The organism is Devosia sp. FJ2-5-3 (genome assembly GCF_029201545.1).
Taxonomy (GTDB): Bacteria; Pseudomonadota; Alphaproteobacteria; order Rhizobiales; family Devosiaceae; genus Devosia.
On sequence record NZ_CP104007.1, the window covers coordinates 678,086 to 699,787 of the forward strand.

Consider the following 21,702-nt stretch of genomic DNA (forward strand, 5'->3'; position numbering starts at 1 on the left):
CAGTCTGTCAACAAGAGGTCAAGAACGGCAGTTTTTGGCGATATCCCGGCTAAATCATCAGCGAGGCCGGCGCTGCGGGATCAATTGGCGGTCGGGGTGGCCATCAATTCCCAGATATTGCCTTCCGTATCCTCGAAATAGGCCGAATAGCCCCATTCGGATTCGGTGCCCGGCGTGATGATGGTGCCGCCGGCGATCAGTACGCGTTCGAGAATGGCGTCCACAGCCTCGGGCGATTCGGCCCGATGGCTGAGCACGAAACCGGGCGTGCCTTCCAGCGCTTCGGGCTTGCCGGCCGTCTGGGCGATTTGCTCGCGCGGGAACAGCACGAAGGAAAAATCCTCGTCGAAGAAGAAGGCCACATGGTCTTCCCCGGCGCCGATCTGCTCGTCGGCAATCTCGAACAGGGCCCGATAGAACACGAATGCCCGTTCCAGTTCGTCGACGCCAATGGTGATGATGGAAATCTTGGGCTTCATGGCCACCTCTTGCTGCTGGCCACGCGCGGCGGCAAATCGCTCTACTGACGGACAGGTTAGGACTTTTCGCCGCCCGTCGCAAACAGCGCCTCGAACTGGCCATCCTCGATGCGCGCTGCCGCGATCACGGCCTGGGTGCGGCTGTCGACATCCAGTTTCTGCAAAATGGCCGAGACGTGGGCCTTCACAGTGGCCTCCGAGATCGTCAGCTCATAGGCGATCTGTTTGTTCATAAGTCCGTCGCTGAGCATCATCAGCACGCGAACCTGCTGGGGGGTCAGGGTCGCCAGACGCTTCATCAGCGCCGATTGCTCGTCCTCGGCGCCCAGCGTCGTGCCCTTGGGGACGAAAACCTCGCCGGCGAGAACCGTCTCGATGGCGCGACGGATTTCGGTCGGGCCTTCGGATTTATGGAGATAGCCCGAAGCGCCCAGCTCGAAAGCCCGGCGCACGACGGTTGCGTCTTCCACGGCCGAAATGATCATTACCGGAATATCGGGATATTGGGCGCGCAGCAGCAGCAGGCCCGAAAAGCCCCGCACGCCGGGCATGTTGAGGTCGAGCAGGACGAGATCGCAATCGCGTTCGGCGTCGAGCGACTGGCTCAAGCTGTTGAGGTCTCCGGCTTCCTCGACATTGACCGTCGCATCGCCCACGGCAAGGGTCTGCCGCAGGGCAGCCCGGAACAGCGGGTGGTCATCCACGATGATGATACGTCGACGTGTCATGAGCCTCATACTCTCCAAAAAACACCAGACCGCACGAAAATCACTGATTCACGGCCAGGGCACTTGCATATTGCGGCAATCCTTAACGGGTTCTTTACCATGTTTTCCCAAGAGTGACCGCTAGACCTTCGTGATGCATCGCGGGGGAGATGTCTAGATTTGACAGGGACTGAACATGGCCCGCGCTTATCCTCAATCGGATTACGCCGACACACCCCGAAACGCCAGTGGCGGGGAGTGGCAGGCGCTGCGTGGCGAGTTGGTCGCGCTGCTCGATCAAGTTGAAAGCCGCTTTGCCCGCCCCGCCGGGGATGAAAGTGCATTGGGTGGTCTCTCCCAGCGCGTTCGGTATCTCCGCGATCAGGTGGAAGCGCCCGAGCCGGCGCTGCGGCGTCGCGAGGCGCTGCGCACGGTCAAGCGCGCCGTCGATCGTTTCAGCCCGCGCGACGATCGCCATGACGATGATGACGACGCCCTGACCTCGGCCATTGCCGAAATCCGCAGCCGCCAGGGCGCGGCAAATATTTCCGCAATCGACCGTCGTCCGGCCGACGCACCGGAATTCCGCGAATTGAGTGGCCTGGTCCACGGTATCAGCGACCGGCTGGGGCGGCTCGAAGGCGATCTGCGCCAGCAGCGGGGCAATTCCAGCCAGGTCATGGAAGTCGCCAGCCAGGTTGAGCAGCTGACCCAGGTGGTCGAGCTCCTTGCGGGCGCGGTCGGGGAGACGGGCCAGGTCAAGCGCCTCGAGGCCCAGATTGCCGGCCTCGGCGCCATGATCGAAAAGGGGGCCCAGGTCGATCTCGGCGCCATCAATGCGCGGCTCGACGATGTGTCCGCCACGGTGGGCAAGCTCGCCGAATTGCAGGCCCAGCAGATGGAGCGCGAAATCGTGCGCCAGGAGCGCGAAGACGCTGCGCCAAAAGGCAAGGGCGCGGCCAAGCTCGAACCGGCCATGCACGCCATCGAAGACAGCGTGCGCAGCGTCTACGATCGCATCGACGCCATCGAAAAAAGCCTTGCGCTGTCCTCGGGCGATTTCGAGCGCCTGACGTCCGAAATGGCGGCCTTTACCCAGGCAATGCGGGACCAGGCCGGATCGCCCGATATCCTCGTCGATCGGGTTGAGGCTCTGGTCGCCCGCATGGACGGCGTCGACAGCGGCAATGGCGATGTCCTCGCGCTCAAAACCGAAATCGTCGGCCTGCAGAACGCCGTGCTGCAAGGGATGGAGCCGCGGTTCCTGCGCATCGAAAGCAAGATCGAAGCGCTCAGCGACCGCATCGCGCCTGTCGATACCAGCGCCGTCGAAGGCCAGCTCAAGCAATTGATGTCGCGCATGGACGAGGCCGGGTCCCAGCTCGATGGCCTTGCCCGGCTCTATCACGATGCCAGCGAGCGCTCGGATTTCGAATCGCTGGCCACGATGGTGGCCGAGCGCACCAGCGATGCCGTGACCCGCAAGTCGCCGGCGCCGGTCGCCATGTTCGGTCCGGAGAGCCTCAAGAGCATCGAAGATCGCATTTCGAGCCTCGTCCGCTCAGTCAACAAGCAGCCCGATATCGAGACGCTGGCCGACATCGTCGCCGAAAAGACCTCGCTGGCCGTCGCCCAGGCGCGCGGCCCGGCTGCCGGCATGGACGGAACCAGCATGGACGCGCTCGAAAAGCGCATGACCGCGCTGCTCAACACGGCGGGCCGCGATACGGCCGAGCGACTGGCCCGGCTGGAGGCGACCCTGGCGTCCCGCTCCGCCCAGCCTGCGCAATCTTCGGCTTCAATTGCGGCGCCCGAAGCGGCCGATCCTTTCCATCTGCCGCAGGAAGACAGCCTGCGCCTCGATACTATTTTGTCGCGCCTTTCGGGCGGCAGCAGTGATGCCATGCCGGACAATCCGGTCGAAGAGGTCCCGTTGATCGACAAGGGCTTCAAGGATGTGCCGGCGCGCCAACCCGCTCCCGCGGCCCAGACGGCTGTCCCGGTCGCCCGGCATGCTCCGGCAGAAAAGAAAGCCGAGCCGGATCGCCCGCATTTCGACCCCAATCACGTCGAGCGGCCGCCCCGTCCACAGTCGAGCTTCGCGCTGAGCGAAAAAGAACCCTTCACGCCCATGCCATCCGCTCCGGTGGTCCCGGGGGTGGAGCCACCGGTCAGCAATACCAGTACCTTCGTTGCCGCGGCCCGTCGGGCTCAGCGCGCGCGCCAGGAACAGGTTGTCGTCGAGGCGCCGGGTGGTTCGCTGATCAGCCGGGCGCTGGCCCGCGTTCGGCCAGTCGCAAAGCCCGAAAGCCTCGGTGAGCCCGCTGCGGCCGAGCCTGCCCCCGCCGCCGAAGCTGCGCTACACAAAAAGCCGAAGCGCGCAGAGCCCTCTATCGCCGATGAATTCGTGCCCCCAGCCGCTTCGGATAGCGACGTGGAAGCGCTCGACGCCGCCCAGCCGAGCTTCCTCCAGCGCCATCGTCGGCCGCTGCTGCTGGCCGCCGCCCTCGTGGCCGTCTCGCTCCTGACGCTCAATCTGGTGCTGCAGCGGAGTGCCGCCCAGCGCGTCGGAACGCAGCCCGTCGCCGAGGCCGCGCCTCAGGCCCCGCTGCCGGCCAATCCGGCACCCTCGGACGACCAGTCCTTCGTCGCCCCCCGTATCATCGACATGATCGACGCCACCACTGTGGGCTCGATCAATCCTGCACCGGCCAGTTTCTCCAAGGATCCGCTGGCGGTGCCGATGCCTGGCCTGTTGTCGTCGGCAGAAACCAACGAACCCATCGCCCTGGCATCGATCGCTCCAGACGAGGCCGAAGAGGCCGTCGCAAGCTTTGATCTGCCAGCAGAGGGCGTCGGGCCGCTCGAGTTGCGCCAGGCCGCTGCCGATGGCGACGCCCGCGCCCAGTTCGAGATTGGCGCCATCTTTACCGAGGGTCGCGCCGTCGGCCAGAATATCGAAGAGGCCGCCCGCTGGTATGAGCGGTCGGCCGCGCAGGGCTTCGCGCCGGCCCAGTATCGTCTGGGCAATCTCTACGAAGCCGGCACCGGGGTGGAGAAGGACCTCGAAATGGCCCGACTCTGGTATCAGCGCGCCGCCGAAGCGGGCAACCGCATGGCCATGCACAATCTGGCCGCGCTCTATGCCGGCGGCGAATTGGGCGAACAGCAATTCGAAGCTGCCGCGCAGTGGTTCACCGAGGCCGCCGGCCTGGGGATGACGGACAGCCAGTTCAATCTGGGAATGCTCTATGCCCGCGGGCTGGGCATCGAGCAGGATTTCGAGCAATCGTATAAATGGTTCTCGCTGGCAGCGCTGAGCGGGGACAAGGACGCTGCCCAGGCCCGCGACGACATCGCCAAATCCCTGTCCGCCGAGGCGGTCAGCCGCATCGGCGAAGCGGTACAGGACTGGTCGATCAAGCCGGTGGTGCTCGACGTCAATTTTGCTCCGATCGGCACCTGGATGGCCAATTTCAATCCTGGCGAGACCATATCGGCGCGCGACGTAACGACCCGCGTGCAGCAGGCCCTCGGCAAGCTGGGCTTTGATGTCGGCACGCCCGATGGCGTTGCCGGCCCGAAGACCGCCGAGGCCATCCGCGCCTTCGAGCGGGGCACCGGCATGTCCGAAAGCGGCGTGATCAACCCGCGCCTGCTCGCCGTGCTCGGCAGCCAGCCGGTCTGATCGCAAAGTCAAAGAATGAAAAGGGGCTCCTCGGCAGCAATCCGAGGAGCCCCTTTTTTCGTCTTGGGAGGCGATGCCGGCAGAGGCCGTTCCATCGCGCCAATCACGAGAGATCTAGAACCCGCCGCCTGTCTTGAAGCCGGAATTCTTGCGCGTTCCCGAGCTGCCGGTGCGCGGGCGGGAGAAACCGCCGCCGCCGCTCGATCCGCTGCCCCAGCCGCCACCAAAGCCGCCGGTCGGCTTGTTCTTGCGGGATGAACCGCCGCCGAAGCTGGTGTCGGGCCACTGGAAGGTGCTGCCGCCATTCTCCGCCCAGGGCGATGCCTTGGCGGGGCGATGGGAGCCAGCATTGGCCCCCCAATCGCTACCCGGAGACCAGTCCTGGCTGCGGCGCCAATGATCCCAATAGCTGGCGGCCGAAATGCCGCCACGCAGGAAATCGTTGAGCAGATCGCCCACCAGCTTGTCTTCGCGGAAACTCGAGCGGGGGTCGTCGAAGCGCTGCTTCTTGAACTCCCACTGAATGTCCTCAAGCTCGCGTCGGCGGGCCGCCAGGATCTTGAGCCGCTCGCGCTGGTCGCGCGTTTCCCCGTCTTCTTCGCGCAGCCGGGCCCGCGCCTCGTCGATCTGGGCGATGATGGTGTCGTCGTGGCCGGTGCGGGTCAGCCGCGCCTCGGCAAGGAGCGTTTTCATGTCTTCCCGTTCCAGTGCGGCGGCCAATTCGCTGGCCGCGGTCTCGAATGCGGGATCTCGACCCTCGGCCAGGTCCTGCAGGCTCCGTGCGGCTTCGTCGCGCCGGTCCTCGCAGGCAAGGATCTGGGCATCGACCGCCTCGATCTCAGCCTGGACGCGCACGATCTCGTCGCGCAGGGGCTTGCCCCCCGCGGCGTCGACAGCGGCGTCGCGCATGTTTTCCAGCTGGGCCTCGGCGGCCTGGGCGTTCTGCTCCTGGCGCTCGGCGTGCTCGCGCAGACGCAGTGGAATTTCATTCAGCATGGCGAAATTGGGCCGCGCCTTGTGAAAGTCGACCAGGCGCGCAACCATGCCGTCAAAATAGCGAACCAGATTGTTGGCGCGATAGCCCGAAGTGCCATATCCGGCGTCCCACAGATACATGAACAGCGGGTCGTCCCGGTAGACATGGCCCTTCTGGTCGCGATCGGTCTCGGCCAATTCGGTCTTGCGGATCGACTGCTCGGCGATTTCGCCCAATTCTTCGGCGGTCCGGCGCAGGGTCTGGAATTCAGGCGAGGCGGCGAGCCTTTCGGCCTGCTCATTGCCCATGGCCTTGAGCCTGTCCTGGCGGTCGCCGAGACGGATCGTGGCCTGGCGGCGTTGCTCGACCAGTGCCGTGCGCTCGGTTTCGAGTTCGGCGATGGCCCGCTCGGCCTTTTCCACGGCCTTGGCGTGGCCCTTGAGCGTTTCGCGTGCCTTCAGTTCTGCCGTGGAGAGGCGCCCGTCGAGGTCGGGTTGGACGGTTGGATCAAGGCGCAGCTTGGCCAGCTGGCGGAACAGTTCCGCCTCGCTTTCCTTGGTCTTGGCGATTCGCTCGGAGGAGCGGGCGAGCCGGCGGGAAATCTCGTCTTCCTCGCGGCGAATGTCGCGCATGGCCTCTTCGAGGCTGGCGAGGGCTTCTGGACCACGAATACTCATCGCATCACCACCGGGTCACCGCGCCACCCTGGACGGGCATAAGATATTCCACATCGAGGAAGCCATCCGATTTGCGGCCGACTTCATTGGCCTGGATGATCCCGTCATCGCGCTTGTCGGCGGCCACGGCATTGTAAACGCTCTCGGGCACACGGACGCCCCAGATGGGCACCGTCTCGGTCTCGCCCGTCTCCTCGTTGAGGATGGGCAGTGACAGCACCTGGCCGTCCGGCGCCAGGGCCTCGACGACGATGTAGTAATTGGTGGCTGCGGTGTTGATTTCGGGAAACGTCCAGAAACCCGACTGCACATCCGGGCGGTTGACGACCCGCAGCACATATTCCTGCCGCAACTGGTCGCGCAGGGCGGTCAGGCTTTCAACGGCCTCGACGGCTCCAGCGCGATTGCCTTCCTGGGCAAAGGCCTTGCCGCGGGCCACCAGGGCATCGGCCTGCACAACGGCCTGCTGGACCTTGGTTTCCTCGAAAATGGTTTCGCGCAGCGCGTCCATCCGGGCGGGCAGGCCCTCGGTCAATTCGATGCGGGCCCGTGCCGCCTGGCCGGCCGTATAAGGCTGCCAGACGCCGAAATAGCCTATGCCCAGGACGAGAAGGGCGAGCAGCGCCGCGCCGACGGGCTTGCCCCAGCGCTTGCGACCGACATAGAGCCGAGCCAGGGTCGTGCCCAGGCCCGGTGCAGGCGGAACATAGGTAAAGCGGCTTTCGGCCAGGGCCGAGACACCTTCCTTGAGGATATGGTCGGGAACCTCGATACCCTGCTGGTGATAGATGTCCCGCAAGCGCTCGATGAGCTGAGCCTCGCGGGCCGCACCGTCGAGTTCGCGGATCGCCAGGTCCTGCCGGTGACGGAGCGTGTCGACCACGTCCATCGCCAGCATGACTTCATCGAGGGGAGCAGCGGGCTTGGCCGTCGCGTCACTCATCCTGCGCCTATATTCCCTTGGATAGCCGTGTCTCAGTTCCGGGTTTCGAGCAGCAGCGCATTGCCTTCGGCGGCAAGCGTTGCAAGGCGCCGCTTGCCGTCTTCGACGGCGTCACGGATTTCCGCCGAATTCTTGGTCGAGGCGACACGCATCTCGTTGATGATGGTGCGGCTCTTCTCCTGGAAGTTCACCACCGAATCCACAAGTTTCTTGACCGCGTCGGCGCGCACGGTGGGACCGTAGCCGGCCTTGACCGCTTCTTCCTGCACCTTGTCACCGATTTCCGAGAGCGTCTCGAGGCTCTTGGACATGCCTTCCTTCATCGCGTTCAGCGTCTGGGTGGATTCATGCAGGCCGAACATGCCGGTGAAGGAGGCCGACAGGGCAGTCAGAACGGTCTCGTTGGTCGAGAAGAAGGAGATCGACTGCTGGTAGACGCGTTCCTTGGCGTTGGTGGTCTGCATCAGGCGCGCCATCACCACTTCCGAGGTATTGTAGGAAATGGTCAGATTGTCCGACAGATCCTTGGCGATCTGGTAGCGCTTTTCCTCGTTCTGCATTTCGCGCAGGCGCTCGTCGCGCGCCATTTCGAGGCGGGCGCGATCGGCCGGGACGTTGCCGGCATAGGCGGCAAGCTCGTCGGCGGATTTTTGCAGGATGTTCTTCTTTTCTTCGAGCCGCCCTTCTGCGGTGTGCAGCACTTCGAGCGCCATCACTTCGGACTGCTTGAGGGCGCCGCGGAAGTCCCGATAGGCCTCGAGGATGGTCTGCTCGCGGTCGATCTGATCCTTGGTGTCCTTGGTGACATCCAGATAGGTGTCACGGATCTTGTTGAAGCGCGTGGCGATGTCGCCGCGGCTGACCTTCATCCAGACATTGGAAACGCGCTCCACCAGGTCCAGCTTATTGTCCTGGAGCTGGTCGACCATCATCTTGGCGTCATCGCGAATCGAGTCGAAACCCTTGGTGATCTCCTCGTAGCGCTCGCCGATCTTCATGGCGGCGACTTGTTCGCGCACCACTTCATTGAAGGCAGAAGCCTGGCTGAGGGTGCGGCCGATGAGGATAACGCGGGTTTCGTCGAGTTCGGTAATCTGGCTCAAAAGACCGGTGATCGGCTGCTCGCCCTGGTTCTCCGGCCAGATGCCCAGATCGCGGATGGCGTTGACCGCCTTGTCCAGATACTGCAGGGGCCGTTCGGCGATCGCCGAGCTGGTTGAGGCAGTGGCAGTGGTCACTTGATCGGTCATTCGTCGCTCCCTGAGAGTACCGCCCTTGTGGGCAAGCAGCGCCTATGCGCCCTAGATTGCTGCTGCCGACCCCGCTGACAATTGCGTCAGCGCCATTCGGCAACTATTTAGTCCATATTGGTGCGAAAAAGCCGCAGGTAAAGAGCGCCGAATGAACATGCGATAGAACGTTGTTTTTTCGCATCATATTCGTTTCCGAGGAGAGCCGGATGGACTTTGGTGGGCGCTATCGTATAGGGGCGCGGCGCGACGCCGTCTGGGCTGCGCTCAACGATCCCGACATGCTCAAGGCAGCAATTCCGGGATGCAGCCATATCGCCTGGTCGGGGGAGGGCACGCTCGATCTCGAGATCAAGGTCAATCTCGGCATCATGCAGCCTGTCTTCAAAGGCGAGCTGGCCCTTTCCAATGTGACGCCTGCCGAGCGCTACAGGCTTTCCGGCCGGGGCAAGGGCGGCCTGATGGGCCTCGCCGAGGGTGCGGCCGATGTCGTGCTGTCCGATGCGGGCGAGGATACGCTGCTCGACTTTGCCGCCGAAGGCGGTGCCTCGGGCCAGATCATGAAGATGGGCAAGGCGCTGATCGGCAATTCGGCGCAACGGGTCATCGATGGGTTCTTCGAGCGTTTTGCTGCGGCAATGGGTGCCGATATCGAAGCGCTGGAGCGTGCCGACCCTGCCCAATAAGCCCGTTTTAACAAGAGCTTAACCATGCCGCAATGTGACCGCTCTCGGCCATAATCTGGCCGGAGGGGAGGGTGTAGGAACGGGACGTCCACTCCCTCCAATTTGAACTAAATTGCCATGACCTCCCAGACGCGTGACAGCCTAGCCCTCTATCTCATCGCCGCAGCAGCCGTATTGGTGACGCTTTATGCGGACGCAGATCTGGGCACGTTGCTCGCGGCGATGATCGAGCGCGTCTAGGGCCGCCGGCCGGTGCAATACAGGGCAAAGCGGCCGCCGCCCAATTTTGACCATCCGGAAAAATAAGCTCGCTCCCCCCTTGCAGCCGGGGACATTGCACGATTTTATCTTCCTCTAGCGCAAGCGGATTGTTTAGAAGCCGGGCTTCTCGCAATCCGGGTGCGAGACAGGGAGATTGAAAACAATGAAATTCTCGACCCTTACGAAGGCTGTCGCCGGTGGCGTTGCCCTGAGTGCGGTGCTCACGGGCGCGGCGCTGGCCGATCCTGCCCTGATCTATGATCTGGGTGGCAAGTTCGACAAGTCGTTCAACGAGGCTGCCTACAATGGCGGCCAGGCCTGGAAAGAGGCAACGGGCGGCAATTTCGCCGATCTCGAACTGCAGAACGATGCCCAGCGCGAGCAGGCCCTGCGCCGCTTCGCTGGCCAGGGTGCCAATCCGGTCGTGATGGCTGGTTTCTCCTGGACCGCTGCACTTTCGGCCGTGGCTCCTGAATTTCCCGATACCAATTTCGTCGTGATCGACACCGTCGTCGAAGCGCCGAATGTGCAGTCGATCCTGTTCGACGAGCACACCGGCTCGTTCCTCGTCGGCGTTCTGGCGGCTCTCAAGTCCGAGACCGGCACCGTCGCCTTCGTGGGTGGCATGGACGTCCCGCTGATCCACAAATTCTACTGCGGCTATGCCCAGGGCGCCAAGGCGGCCAATCCGGACATCAAGCTGATCGAAAACTACACCGGCACCACTCCGGCCGCCTGGAATGACCCGGTCACCGCCGGCGAATTGACCAAGGGTGCCATCGACGCCGGCGCCGACGTGATCTTTGCCGCTGCTGGCGGCTCGGGCATCGGCGTGCTGCAGGCTGCCAAGGATGCCGGCAAGTTCTCCATCGGCGTGGACAGCAACCAGAACTACATGCAGCCCGGCTCTGTGCTGACCTCGATGCTCAAGCGCGTCGACGTCGCCGTCCAGAACGCCCTGACCGAAGCTGCCGATGACGCGACCTTCAAGCCGGGCGTCACCATTCTCGGCCTCGCCGAAGATGGTGTCGGCTATGCCGTCGACGAGAACAACGAAGCCCTGATCACCCCCGAAATGGCGGCCGCCGCCGAGGACTACAAGGCCAAGATCATCGCTGGCGAGATCTCGGTCCACGACTACACCGCCGACTCGACCTGTCCGCTCTAAGCGTTCGGCATGAGCCAGGATGGCACATTGAACCCGCAGCGGCCGGAAACGGCCGCTGCAGCCGCACCTGCCAATGGCTGGGCGATCGAGCTTGAAAAGATCAACAAGCGGTTTGGCGCGGTTCACGCCAATAAGGATATCGACCTCAAGGTCGCGCGCGGCACCATCCACGGCATTGTCGGGGAGAACGGCGCGGGCAAGTCGACGCTCATGTCCATCCTCTACGGCTTCTATACCGCCGACAGCGGCACGATCCGTGTCAACGGCGCCGAACATGCGATAACCGACAGCCGCCACGCCCTGGCGCTCGGCATCGGCATGGTGCACCAGCATTTCATGCTGGTCGACAATTTCTCCGTCCTCGAGAACATCATCCTTGGCGCCGAGGATTCCGGCTTCATCAAGCCTAGTCTCAACCGTGCCCGCCAGGAACTCGACCGGCTGGAAAAGGAATACGACCTCGAGGTCGATCCCGATGCGATCATCGAGGATATCTCGGTCGGCCAGCAGCAGCGCGTCGAAATCCTCAAGGCGCTCTATCGGGGCGCCGAAACCCTCATTCTGGACGAGCCGACCGGCGTTCTGACGCCCAAGGAGGCGGACGATCTCTTCCGCGTGCTCGAAACCCTTCGGGCCCAGGGCAAGACGGTCATCCTTATCACCCACAAGCTGCGCGAGATCATGGCGATCACCGATAATGTCTCGGTGATGCGACAGGGCGAAATGGTCGCGACGGTCAAGACGGCCGAGACCAGCCCCGAGCAATTGGCCGAGCTGATGGTCGGCCGCCGCGTGCTGCTGCGCGTTGACAAGACCCCGGCCCATCCCGGCCAGACCTTGCTCGAGGTGCAAAATCTCGTCGTTAACGACGATATGGGCATCACCCGGGTCAAGGGCGTCAATTTTTCCATCCGCGCCGGCGAAATCGTCGGCATTGCCGGCGTGTCGGGCAATGGCCAGAGCGAATTGCTGGAATCGATCAGCGGCATGCGCGACCAGAAAGCGGGCAATGTCCTGCTCAAGGGTAATGCGCTCTCGCTCAAGGGCGATGACGGCGCTGCGCGCGCCCGCGCCGCGGGTCTTTCCCACGTGCCCGAAGACCGCCAGCGCATGGGGCTCGTCACCTCTTTTGCCGAATGGGAAAACGCCATTCTCGGCTATCAGGACAGCCCGGAATACGGCTCGGGTCCCTTCCTCGACATTGCCGCGGCCAAGAAGGCGGCGGCAGACCACATCAAGCTGTTCGATGTGCGTCCGGCCAACATCAATCTCAAGAGCTCGCTCTTTTCCGGCGGCAACCAGCAGAAGATCGTGCTGGCGCGCGAGATGGAGCGCGACCCCGATGTGCTGATCATCGGCCAGCCGACGCGCGGCGTCGATATCGGCGCCATCGAGTTTATCCATAATGAAATCATCAAGATGCGCGACGAGGGCAAGGCCATCCTGCTCGTCTCGGTCGAGCTCGACGAGATCCGCTCGCTCGCCGATCGTATCCTTGTCATGTTCGACGGCGTCATCGTGGGCGAAGCCGATCCGGCCACGGCCACCGAAGGCGAGCTTGGCCTGATGATGGCCGGCATCGGCAAGGAAGATGCTGCCGCAGGAACCGGCGCAGCCGTTCAGGAGAAAAAATCGTGAGCGCCCGCAGACCCCTTCCGCGCTGGGCCGATATTGCCCTCCTGCCGGCGATCAATCTGGCGCTTGCCTTCCTGGTTTCCGGCCTTGTGGTGTTGCTGGTCGGCGAGAACCCGCTCCATGCCATCCAGGTGATCATCTATGGCGCCTTCGGCTATGGCGATGGGCTCGGCTACACGCTCTACTACGCCACGAATTTCATCTTTACCGGGCTGGCGGTCGCGGTCGCGGCCCATGCGGGGCTTTTCAATATCGGTGGTGACGGCCAGGCCTATGTCGCCGGCCTCGGCGCCATCGTCGTCGCCTTGGCGCTGGACCAGACCCATTGGCTGATCGCCATGCCGCTGGCGATGATCGCCGCCGGCGCAATGGGCGGATTGTGGGCGTTTATCCCGGGCTGGCTGCAAGCCAAGCGCGGCAGCCATGTTGTCATCACCACCATCATGTTCAATTTCATCGCCGCCGCGCTGATGGTCTACATGGTCAATCGCGTTCTCAAGCCAGCGTCGACCATGGCTCCGGAATCCGAGACCATCGATGTGGCCGGCCGCGTGCCGCAATTGCGGCAATTCTTCTCCTTCTTCGGCTATTCGCCGGTCAATCTCTCCATCGTCATCGCCATATTGGCGCTGATCGGGGTCTATATCCTCATTTGGCACACCAAGTTCGGCTATGCCATGCGCGTGCTCGGGGCCAATCCCACGGCGTCGCGCTATGCCGGCATTTCCAACTCAAAGATGATCATGATCACCATGACCATTTCCGGCGCGCTCGCCGGCATGGTGGCGATCAACGAGGTGATGGGCGTGCAGAACCGCCTCGTGCTCGACTATGTGGCCGGGGCCGGCTTTGTCGGCATCGCCGTGGCGCTGATGGGGCGCAACCATCCGGTCGGCATCTTGCTGGCCGCGCTCTTGTTCGGGGCGCTCTACCAGGGCGGGCAGGAATTGCAGTTCGTCATTCCCGGCATTACCCGCGAGATGATCGTGGTCATCCAGGCGCTCGTCATCCTCTTTACCGGCGCCATGGAAGGGCTGTTCCGCCCGGCACTGGAGCGCGCCTTCATGCTCGCCTCGCCCGAGCAGAAGGCCGAGGCCATTGCCGTCTCCACGGCCAAGTCGGAGAGCTGACCCATGGATCTGGCCGCCATCCTCTCCATTCTCGACGCCACCATCCGCCTGTCGACCCCGCTTTTGCTGGCGTGCCTCGCCGGCATGTATTCCGAGCGGGCCGGCATTTTCGACATCGGCCTTGAGGGCAAGATGCTGGCGGCGGCCTTTGCCGCCGGTGCCGTCGCCGCCGTCACCGGATCGGCCTGGCTGGGACTTCTCGCCGGCATGGCGGTGTCGCTGGGCACGACGCTGCTCCAGGGGGCGGCCGCCATCAGCCTCAAGGGCAATCAGCTGATTGCGGGCGTCGCCATAAACATGCTGGCCGCCGGCCTCACGACCTTCCTTGGTCAGACCTGGTTCCGCCAGGGCGGGCGCACGCCGCCGCTGGCGCCGGGCGGTCGGTTCGAGCCGATCACATTGCCATTCGCCAATGAGCTGCAGGGCGTGCCGATCATCGGCCCGATCTATTACGAACTGATCTCAGGCCATTATATTCTCGTCTATATCGCCTTCATCATGGTGGCGGTAACAGCCTATGTGCTCTACCGCACCCGCTTCGGCCTCCGCCTGCGCGCCGTCGGCGAAAACCCAAAGGCGGTGGATACGGCCGGCATTTCGGTGGTCAAGCAGCGCTATCAGGCGATCATCATCACGGGCCTGCTCTGCGGCATTGCCGGGGCCTATTTCTCGATCGCGCAGGGATCCGGCTTTGGCAACAACATGACGGCCGGCAAGGGCTACATCGCGCTGGCGGCACTGATCTTTGCCAAGTGGAAACCCATGCCGGCCATGTTCACCTGCCTGCTCTTCGGGTTTCTCGATGCGCTGCAGATCCGTCTCCAAAGCGCGCAGCTGTTTGGCATCGACATTCCGGTTCAGGCGATCCAGGCCTTGCCCTATGTGCTGACCGTGGTTCTGCTGGCGGGCTTCATTGGCAAGGCCGTTGGCCCCAAGGCGGGTGGCGTGCCCTATACCAAAGAGCGGTAGTCTCGCCGCTGGCGGCACGGCATCCGCTCTTTTTCCCCTCGCCCCTTGGGGGAGAGGGATGGGATGAGGAATAAAGGCCCCAATCGATGTGGCCGCAAAGTTGACCTCCTCATCCGGCCCGCGGGCCATTTTCCCTCTTCATGGAAGAGGGGCGACAATTAAGGCGTGAGTATTGCATGACGAAGACGACAACCGACCAGGCCCTCTTTGCCGCTGCCGAAGCCATTCGGGCCAAGGCCTATGCGCCCTATTCAAAATTCCATGTCGGCGCGGCCATCCTTGCCGATGACGGCAATATCTATTCAGGCTGCAACATCGAGAACGCCGCCTATCCCCAGGGCAATTGCGCCGAGGCATCGGCCATCGCCGCGATGATCGCGGGCGGGGCGCGGCGGATTAAGCGCATCTATGTCACCGGCCCAGGCGCCGCCGCCGTTACCCCCTGCGGCGGCTGCCGCCAGCGCATCCGCGAATTTGCCGATCTCGATGTGGAGATCATCTCCCATGGGGTCGATGGCGAGCCATTGGTGCAGACCCTGGAACAGCTTCTGCCCCATAGCTTCGGCCCGGAGTTTTTGAACAAATGACCAATGCCATCACCACCATCCAGACCATCGCCGGCACCGAGCCGGTCGAAATTGCGCTGGTCCTCGGCTCCGGCCTCTCTGCGCTTGGCGAACTCGTCGCGGACAGGGTCGTCATTCCCTTCTCGGATCTGGAAGGCTTTCCCGGTGGCGGTGTTTCGGGCCACGGTCGCGATCTCGTCATCGGCCGCATGGGTGGCAAGCGCATCGCCATTCTCACCGGGCGTGAGCATTATTACGAGCACGGCAATGCCGCGGCGATGCGTCCGGCGCTCGAGGCCATGGCCGGCATCGGCGTCAAAACTCTGCTGCTGACCAATTCGGCGGGCTCGGTCGACGAGCGCTTCCGGCCCGGCGATCTGATGCTGATTTCCGATCACATCAACTATGCCGGCATGAACCCGCTGATCGGCGAACCGACGGACCGCCGCTTTGTGAACATGGTCGATTGCTACGATCCCGGCCTGCGCGGCAAGGCCAAGGCAATCGGCGAACGGCTCGGTTTCGCGGTCGGGGAGGGGATTTACCTTTGGTATTCCGGTCCCAGCTTTGAAACCGTTGCGGAAATCCAGATGGCGATCCGCCTTGGCGCCAATGCGGTCGGCATGTCGACGGCACCGGAAGTGATCCTCGGACGTTATCTCGGCATGAAGGTCTGGGCCTGCTCGTCCGTCACCAATATGGGCGCTGGCCTGTCGAATGAAAACATCAGCCATGAGCACACCAAGACCATGGCGGTGCAGGGAGCGGACAAGCTCAAAAGGCTGATCCCGGCTCTCGTGGAGGAGCTATGAGTCTCAAAATCGTCGACAACAAGTCCGGCCAGATCGCCCACAAGCGAAATCCCGGCTATCCGCTCGATCTCGACTGGGTCGGCCGCGTTCGCATGAACCGGTCAGCCCTTGAGCGCCGCGCCAGCACCATCGGCGCGCGCCGTACGGTCAAGAAGGACTATCAGCTCGCCTGGCTGCTCAAGGCGATCACCATGATCGACCTGACGACGCTCAATGCCGACGATACGCCGGGCCGGGTCGAGCGGCTCTGCGCCAAGGCGCGCAATCCGCTGCGCTCGGATATTCGCGAGAAGCTTGGCATCGGCGATCTGCGCGTTTTGCCCGGTGCCGTCTGCGTCTATCACAGTTTTGTCGGCACCGCCGTCAAGGCGCTGGAGGGAACCGGCATTCCGGTGGCCGCCGTATCGACGGCATTCCCGCATGGCCTCGCGCCAGTGGAGACAAAAATCCGCGAAATCGAAATGTCCGTGGCCGACGGGGCCAAGGAGATCGATATCGTAATCGAGCGCGGCATGGTGCTGCGCGGCGATTGGCAGGCGCTTTACGACCAGGTCCGGGCCTTCCGCAAGGCCTGTGGCGAGGCCCATATCAAGACCATTCTGGGGACCGGTGAGCTGGCCACTCAGACCAATGTGGCCAAGGCCTCGCTGGTCTGCATGCTCGCTGGGGCCGATTTCATCAAGACATCGACCGGCAAGGAAAAGACCAATGCCGATCTCGTCACCTCGCTGACGATGATCCGAATGATCCGCTGGTTTGCCGAGGAGACCGGCGTCGAGATCGGCTACAAGCCGGCCGGTGGGATCTCCACGGCAGGTGATGCGCTCAAATATATGGCGCTGATGAAGGAAGAGCTGGGCACGCACTGGCTGCAACCGCACCTCTTCCGCTTTGGTGCCAGCAGTTTGCTCACCGATATCGAGCGTCAGCTTGAGCATGGGCTGACCGGACACTATGCGGCGGACTACCGCCAGCCGATGGTTTGAGGCCTCAGCGATGAACAAGATCATGCAAATCTTCGATAGTCTCGACTACGGCCCGGCTCCCGAGGCACCCGATCAGGCCATCGCCTGGCTCGACAGCAAGGGGCGCAAATTCGGCCACTTCATCAATGGCTTGTGGACCGAGCCCGGCCAGACTTTTTCGGCCGATAACCCGGCCACCGGCGCGCCGCTGGCCGATATCACCAATGGCACCGCCGCCGATGTCGATGCAGCGGTGAAAGCCACCCGCGCGGCGTTTCCGGCCTGGAGCGGGCTAAAGGGATATCAGCGCGGCAAATATCTCTACGCCATTGCCCGAATGATCCAGAAGCACAGCCGGCTGTTTGCCGTGCTCGAAACCATGGATAATGGCAAGCCGATCCGCGAGAGTCGCGACGCCGATATCCCCTTGGCCGCACGGCATTTTTATCATCACGCCGGTTGGGCGACGCACCTCGAGCGCGAGTTCCCCGATCATGTGCCCTATGGGGTGTGTGGGCAGATCATTCCGTGGAATTTCCCGCTTTTGATGCTGGCCTGGAAGATCGCGCCGGCGCTGGCGGCGGGCAATACGGTGGTGCTGAAGCCGGCCGAGTTCACCTCGCTGACGGCGCTGCTCTTTGCCGAAATCTGCGAGCGTGTGGGCCTGCCCAAGGGTGTAGTCAATATCGTCACCGGCGAGGGCGATACCGGTGCGGCGCTGGTAAACCATTCTGATGTCGACAAGATTGCCTTTACCGGTTCCACCGAGGTGGGGAAAATCATCCGCCAGGCGACGGCCGGGACGGGCAAGGGGCTGAGCCTCGAGCTTGGCGGCAAAAGCCCCTATATCGTCTTCGAGGATGCCGATCTCGACAGTGCGGTCGAGGGGTTGGTGGAGGCGATCTGGTTCAATCAGGGGCAGGTATGCTGTGCCGGGTCGCGCCTTCTGGTGCAGGAGAGCATTGAGGAGCGCTTCATCGCCAAGGTGAAGGCGCGCATGGCCAAGCTCCGTGTCGGTGATCCCCTTGATAAATCTGTCGATATTGGTGCCCTGGTGGCCCAGGTGCAGGTCGAGCGTATCCGTGACCTGATGAAGCGCGGGGTCGCGGAAGGCGCGGTGGTCTATGAGCCGGATGGCGATATTCCGGGGGAAGGGTGCTTCCTCAAGCCTGCGCTCGTCACCAATGTCTCGCCGGCTAACACGCTGGTATCCGAAGAGATTTTCGGGCCGGTGCTGGTCGCGATGAGTTTCCGGACGCCGGAGGAGGCGGTGCAGCTGGCCAACAATACCAAATATGGTCTCGCGGCGACGCTGTGGAGCGAAAACATCAATCTTGCCCTCGACATAGCGCCCAAGCTCAAGGCGGGTGTGGTGTGGATCAACGGCACCAACCAGTTCGATGCGGCGGTTGGTTTTGGCGGCTACAAGGAAAGCGGCTTTGGTCGCGAAGGTGGCCGCGAGGGCATGGCTAACTATCTGAAACCAAAGTGGGAAAAGGCGCTGAAGCCGGCTCCCGCCTTGCCGGTTGTTACTCCGGCCGCCAGTCCCAATCCGCTGGACAGCCATGGGCTCGACCAGACGGCGAAAATGTATATTGGCGGCAAGCAGGCGCGGCCGGACAGCGGCTACAACCGGCCGGTGTTCGGGCCCGATGGCAAGCTGATTGGTGAGGTTGGCGAAGGCAATCGCAAGGACATCCGCAACGCCGTCGAGAAGGCGCGGGGCGCGCTGAGCTGGGGCACGACCGCCGCCCATAGCAGGGCGCAAGTGCTTTATTTCCTTGCAGAAAACCTCGATTACCGCCGGGACGAATTTGCGGCGCGCCTCAAGGCGCAGACCGGCCTCGATGGCGCCGAGGAGGTGGAGCAATCCATCGAGCGGATCTTCGCTTTTGCCGGCTGGGCGGACAAATATGACGGGGCGGTGCACAACCCGCCCATGCGGGCGATCGCGGCGGCGATGGTGGAGCCATTGGGGGTCATCGGCATCGTCGCACCGGATAGCAAACCACTGCTTGGTGTTAGCACATTGCTAGCATCTGCGCTGGCGATGGGGAATTGCGTGGTGCTAGTGCCATCCCAAACCGCCCCCCTCTCGGTGACCGATCTCTACCAGGTTCTGGAAACCTCCGACGTGCCCGCCGGGGTGGTCAATATCGTCACCGGCGACAGTCTCAGCCTCGCCAAGACGCTGGCCGAACATGACGGTGTCGACGGGATGTGGTTCTTCGGTTCGGCCGAGGGCTCGACCATGGTCGAGAGAGCCTCGGTCAGCAATCTCAAGCAGACCTGGACGAGCCGCGGGCTCGAATACGATTTCACCAGTTCGCACTTTGCCGGAGACTATCTCCTCAGCAAGGCCACCCAGGTCAAGAATGTCTGGATCCCCTACGGGGCTTGATCCCTGCGAAATGCTGCAGACAGCAAAAAGGGCCCGTCGGGCCCTTTTTCTTTATGCGGTCACGCTGGCACCGCAAGAGGAGGAAGCTCTTCGTCCGGTTCGAGGAAGATCGCTTCCAGCAATGCAATGGCAATGATGGCGACCAGCATGGCGCCGCCCGTCATGACGACACGTTGCAGCACCACTTCCAGGGCATCGCGGGCGCCCTGGGTCGATTGCAGGATCATCACCAGGGCGGCCGAACAGGTGTACTGATAGATCAGCGGCAGCCGCTTGCCGGTCGTCATCTTGTCGATGAGGTAGTAGGTGAGCAGAGTGCAGAGCAGGATCAGGACCGGCAGTTCCGGGATGAGGCTGTAGATCGCCAGCACCGCCGCCGCCATGAGGCCACCGACGACAGTGCCGCCGCCCCGACCGATGATCTGGTTCCATTGCGTACCCCGACGCGGTTCGCCGCAAACGAAGAGCATCATGATCACGCAGGTCATCAGGTTCATGTCGCCCGAGGCGAACAGCCAGATCAACGCGGGCACATAGATGGCGGCGCGGATCATCAGGTGGCGGAAGGGCTGCTTGCTGCGCAGCGGCGCGATGGTTTCGACATGCACCACCTTGGTGATCGGCGGGAACAGCATGTTGAGCCCGACAATGGCAATGCCAAGGGCCACGCCGCCCATGACCATGCTGTCGCGCATGACCGCAAGGGCGTAGTCGCTATAGATCGCCGACATGGCCATCATCAGCGGAAACACGGTGAGCATCATGCCGCCGCGCGAGCCCCTGAGGATCATCAGTGCAAGGCCGCCAATGGCGAGAGCCGCATTGATGAAGACAAAGGCCGCCGGCTCGTTCACCGTTACGGCGGCGAGCCAGCTGAAGACGATGCCGACGATCGGCAGAATGATCGGCGTTGCAAACACACGGGGGTTAAGCGCCCCGCGCTGGTTGGACATGATGCTCATGGCCATTACCACCGGCAGCATGGGCATGGTGATGCCCAGGGGTTCGGCAAGCAACAGACAGAGCAGAACCGCCAATGCCGTTCGCAGAGCAAGATAGGGGTCGTCGCTGGCGTAGACTCTGGGCAGCTCTTCCATGGCGCGATGACCCTAGTTCAGCCCGGCCGTCAGGCCGCCGAAGGACAACAGCGCCTTGGCGATGGTCGGAATGATGCCGTCTTCGGGGACGATCAGCACGCCGGCTTCCGAGCCGAGACGGATATTGGCGGGAAGTTCCGAAATATCGTCGAGCTTGATGCGCACGGGGATCTTGCGGGCAGGGGGGAACCACCGGGTATCCGAAGTGGGCTGGGAGAGGCCATTGACAGTGGTGCGGCCGGCATTGATGCCCCAGGCAACGCTGTCCACGACGCCGGAGAATTGCTTGCCGGGTGCCGCTTCGAAAGTGACGACGGCCTTGTCGCCGGCTTTCACATTGACCAGCTGGTTCTCGCGGAAATCGGCGATGACCATCTGGGTGGCCGGATTGATGAAGGTGAGCGCCGGCGTGCCGGCGCCGACGAACTGGCCCTCGGAGAGCGTGAGATTGGTGACATAGCCGTCGGCCGGAGCGATCACGGTCGTATTGGCGAGGGCAAATTCGGCCTTCTCCAGATTGGCGCGCGCCGTGCGCAGGCTGGGATTGTTGTCGTCCACGGCGCCAATCGAGGTGCGCAGCCGTTCGATTTCCAGCTCGGCTGCCTGAACGGTCAGCGCGGCATTGTCCTGCGCGGCCTGGGCGGCGGCGAGTTTGCTGGGGGCCACGAGCCCCTTCTCGCTCAATTGCTGGGCGCGGCTCAAATCATCGGTCGCGGTCTGGAGCGCGATCCGGGCCTGTTCGAGCTTGGCTTCCGCGCCGGGAATGCTGGCAATGCTGGAATTGACGCTATTGAGCACGGTCTGAAGCTGGGCTTTGGCCAGCTCGACATCCATGCTGTAGGTGGTCTCATCGATGCGGAAGAGCGTGTCGCCCGCCTTGACCTCGGCATTGTCCCGAATGGCCATTTCGACGACAGGCCCAGCGACGCGAGCGGCGATCTGGGTCACGTCGGCGGTGACCGACCCCGACCCGGCATAGGGCGCGTTATGGTCCGACAGCGGATACCAGGCGAAACAGGCAACAAGGATGAGGAGCAGCACGAGGGCGATCCGTCCGGCCTTCTTGCGCTTGGCCTTGGCGGCAGCCAAGACTGCGGGGTCAACGGGTTCGGCCGCTTCCAGCGCTTTGGACTGATCCTCTGATTTTACCACGGCGAGGGCGGAATTCTTCTCGTCCAAGGGGGTCGTTGCAGGGATAGTCTTATCTCCCTCGCTGGCTTTTGCGGCTTGTGCCATAAGTGTCGGTGCCTCCGGTGCAGAGGGCATATCTAGAGACCGACATTTAACTTTGC

General features: G+C 63.1%; 18 protein-coding genes. 11 read left to right on the top strand and 7 right to left on the bottom strand.

Going from position 1 to position 21,702, the window contains the following annotated elements; genetic code table 11:
• Positions 1-80: 80 nt before the first annotated feature.
• Both N0P34_RS03390 and N0P34_RS03395 read right to left on the bottom strand, forming a co-directional pair.
• Positions 81-479 (bottom strand): VOC family protein, encoded by a 399-nt coding sequence (locus tag N0P34_RS03390; RefSeq protein WP_275605609.1) that lies wholly within the window; start codon positions 477-479, stop codon positions 81-83.
• Positions 480-535: 56 nt separating this feature from the next.
• On the bottom strand, positions 536-1,216 hold the full coding sequence (locus N0P34_RS03395) for a response regulator transcription factor (RefSeq protein WP_275605610.1): 681 nt from the start codon (positions 1,214-1,216) through the stop codon (positions 536-538).
• Positions 1,217-1,382: 166 nt separating this feature from the next.
• Here N0P34_RS03395 and N0P34_RS03400 point away from each other — a divergent pair, with 166 nt between their 5' ends.
• Positions 1,383-4,874, top strand: a complete 3,492-nt coding sequence (locus tag N0P34_RS03400) for a peptidoglycan-binding protein (protein WP_275605611.1) — start codon at positions 1,383-1,385, stop codon at positions 4,872-4,874.
• Positions 4,875-4,988: 114 nt separating this feature from the next.
• On the opposite strand, the gene N0P34_RS03405 is transcribed toward N0P34_RS03400, so the two are convergent.
• The 3 genes from N0P34_RS03405 to N0P34_RS03415 are packed head-to-tail and all read right to left on the bottom strand — an operon-like array spanning position 4,989 to position 8,720.
• Positions 4,989-6,527 (bottom strand): hypothetical protein, encoded by a 1,539-nt coding sequence (locus N0P34_RS03405; RefSeq protein ID WP_275605612.1) that lies wholly within the window; start codon positions 6,525-6,527, stop codon positions 4,989-4,991.
• Positions 6,528-6,531: 4 nt separating this feature from the next.
• Positions 6,532-7,470: a DUF6384 family protein gene (locus tag N0P34_RS03410; RefSeq protein ID WP_275605613.1), complete on the bottom strand. Its 939-nt coding sequence runs from the start codon at positions 7,468-7,470 to the stop codon at positions 6,532-6,534.
• Positions 7,471-7,502: 32 nt separating this feature from the next.
• The gene (locus N0P34_RS03415; protein ID WP_275605614.1) at positions 7,503-8,720 is read right to left on the bottom strand and encodes a cell surface protein; all 1,218 of its coding nucleotides are present in this window, start codon (positions 8,718-8,720) and stop codon (positions 7,503-7,505) included.
• Between the two features lie 209 nt (positions 8,721-8,929).
• Between N0P34_RS03415 and N0P34_RS03420 the strand changes: the two genes are divergently transcribed.
• From N0P34_RS03420 to N0P34_RS03465, 10 genes are all read left to right on the top strand, one after another.
• Positions 8,930-9,406 carry a carbon monoxide dehydrogenase subunit G gene (locus tag N0P34_RS03420; RefSeq protein WP_275605615.1) on the top strand — a complete coding sequence of 159 codons (477 nt, stop codon included), beginning with the start codon at positions 8,930-8,932 and terminating at the stop codon, positions 9,404-9,406.
• 117 nt (positions 9,407-9,523) lie between these two features.
• Positions 9,524-9,646 (top strand): hypothetical protein, encoded by a 123-nt coding sequence (locus N0P34_RS03425; protein ID WP_275605616.1) that lies wholly within the window; start codon positions 9,524-9,526, stop codon positions 9,644-9,646.
• A gap of 184 nt (positions 9,647-9,830) precedes the next feature.
• A complete protein-coding gene (locus N0P34_RS03430; RefSeq protein WP_275605617.1) occupies positions 9,831-10,835 on the top strand; it encodes a BMP family ABC transporter substrate-binding protein in 1,005 nt (334 codons plus the stop codon).
• Between the two features lie 9 nt (positions 10,836-10,844).
• Complete coding sequence (locus N0P34_RS03435) at positions 10,845-12,473, top strand: ABC transporter ATP-binding protein (RefSeq protein WP_275605618.1); 1,629 nt, start codon at positions 10,845-10,847, stop codon at positions 12,471-12,473.
• On the top strand, positions 12,470-13,600 hold the full coding sequence (locus N0P34_RS03440; protein WP_275605619.1) for an ABC transporter permease: 1,131 nt from the start codon (positions 12,470-12,472) through the stop codon (positions 13,598-13,600). The genes N0P34_RS03435 and N0P34_RS03440 overlap by 4 nt, the downstream gene beginning before the upstream one ends.
• 3 nt (positions 13,601-13,603) lie before the next feature.
• Complete coding sequence (locus tag N0P34_RS03445) at positions 13,604-14,569, top strand: ABC transporter permease (RefSeq protein WP_275605620.1); 966 nt, start codon at positions 13,604-13,606, stop codon at positions 14,567-14,569.
• A gap of 176 nt (positions 14,570-14,745) precedes the next feature.
• Positions 14,746-15,156 carry a cytidine deaminase gene (locus tag N0P34_RS03450; RefSeq protein ID WP_275605621.1) on the top strand — a complete coding sequence of 137 codons (411 nt, stop codon included), beginning with the start codon at positions 14,746-14,748 and terminating at the stop codon, positions 15,154-15,156.
• Positions 15,153-15,947, top strand: a complete 795-nt coding sequence (locus N0P34_RS03455; RefSeq protein WP_275605622.1) for a purine-nucleoside phosphorylase — start codon at positions 15,153-15,155, stop codon at positions 15,945-15,947. Before N0P34_RS03450 ends, N0P34_RS03455 begins: the two co-directional genes overlap by 4 nt.
• Complete coding sequence (gene deoC / locus N0P34_RS03460; RefSeq protein ID WP_275605623.1) at positions 15,944-16,933, top strand: deoxyribose-phosphate aldolase; 990 nt, start codon at positions 15,944-15,946, stop codon at positions 16,931-16,933. Before N0P34_RS03455 ends, deoC begins: the two co-directional genes overlap by 4 nt.
• A 10-nt stretch (positions 16,934-16,943) precedes the next feature.
• Complete coding sequence (locus tag N0P34_RS03465; RefSeq protein WP_275605624.1) at positions 16,944-19,313, top strand: aldehyde dehydrogenase family protein; 2,370 nt, start codon at positions 16,944-16,946, stop codon at positions 19,311-19,313.
• 59 nt (positions 19,314-19,372) lie between these two features.
• Here the strand turns inward: N0P34_RS03465 and N0P34_RS03470 are convergent, their stop codons facing one another.
• Both N0P34_RS03470 and N0P34_RS03475 read right to left on the bottom strand, forming a co-directional pair.
• On the bottom strand, positions 19,373-20,410 hold the full coding sequence (locus N0P34_RS03470; RefSeq protein WP_275605625.1) for an FUSC family protein: 1,038 nt from the start codon (positions 20,408-20,410) through the stop codon (positions 19,373-19,375).
• Positions 20,411-20,422: 12 nt separating this feature from the next.
• Positions 20,423-21,589 (bottom strand): HlyD family secretion protein, encoded by a 1,167-nt coding sequence (locus N0P34_RS03475; protein ID WP_275605626.1) that lies wholly within the window; start codon positions 21,587-21,589, stop codon positions 20,423-20,425.
• Positions 21,590-21,702 lie beyond the last annotated feature (113 nt).

Coding starts and splice junctions, on each gene's coding strand:
- N0P34_RS03430 (WP_275605617.1), top strand. CDS start 9,831: ATGAAATTCTCGACCCTTACGAAGGCTGTCGCCGGTGGCGTTGCCCTG.
- N0P34_RS03455 (WP_275605622.1), top strand. CDS start 15,153: ATGACCAATGCCATCACCACCATCCAGACCATCGCCGGCACCGAGCCG.
- N0P34_RS03420 (WP_275605615.1), top strand. CDS start 8,930: ATGGACTTTGGTGGGCGCTATCGTATAGGGGCGCGGCGCGACGCCGTC.
- N0P34_RS03400 (WP_275605611.1), top strand. CDS start 1,383: ATGGCCCGCGCTTATCCTCAATCGGATTACGCCGACACACCCCGAAAC.
- N0P34_RS03390 (WP_275605609.1), bottom strand. CDS start 479: ATGAAGCCCAAGATTTCCATCATCACCATTGGCGTCGACGAACTGGAA.
- N0P34_RS03425 (WP_275605616.1), top strand. CDS start 9,524: ATGACCTCCCAGACGCGTGACAGCCTAGCCCTCTATCTCATCGCCGCA.
- deoC (WP_275605623.1), top strand. CDS start 15,944: ATGAGTCTCAAAATCGTCGACAACAAGTCCGGCCAGATCGCCCACAAG.
- N0P34_RS03435 (WP_275605618.1), top strand. CDS start 10,845: ATGAGCCAGGATGGCACATTGAACCCGCAGCGGCCGGAAACGGCCGCT.
- N0P34_RS03405 (WP_275605612.1), bottom strand. CDS start 6,527: ATGAGTATTCGTGGTCCAGAAGCCCTCGCCAGCCTCGAAGAGGCCATG.
- N0P34_RS03465 (WP_275605624.1), top strand. CDS start 16,944: ATGAACAAGATCATGCAAATCTTCGATAGTCTCGACTACGGCCCGGCT.
- N0P34_RS03470 (WP_275605625.1), bottom strand. CDS start 20,410: ATGGAAGAGCTGCCCAGAGTCTACGCCAGCGACGACCCCTATCTTGCT.
- N0P34_RS03410 (WP_275605613.1), bottom strand. CDS start 7,470: ATGAGTGACGCGACGGCCAAGCCCGCTGCTCCCCTCGATGAAGTCATG.
- N0P34_RS03445 (WP_275605620.1), top strand. CDS start 13,604: ATGGATCTGGCCGCCATCCTCTCCATTCTCGACGCCACCATCCGCCTG.
- N0P34_RS03415 (WP_275605614.1), bottom strand. CDS start 8,720: ATGACCGATCAAGTGACCACTGCCACTGCCTCAACCAGCTCGGCGATC.
- N0P34_RS03395 (WP_275605610.1), bottom strand. CDS start 1,216: ATGAGGCTCATGACACGTCGACGTATCATCATCGTGGATGACCACCCG.
- N0P34_RS03450 (WP_275605621.1), top strand. CDS start 14,746: ATGACGAAGACGACAACCGACCAGGCCCTCTTTGCCGCTGCCGAAGCC.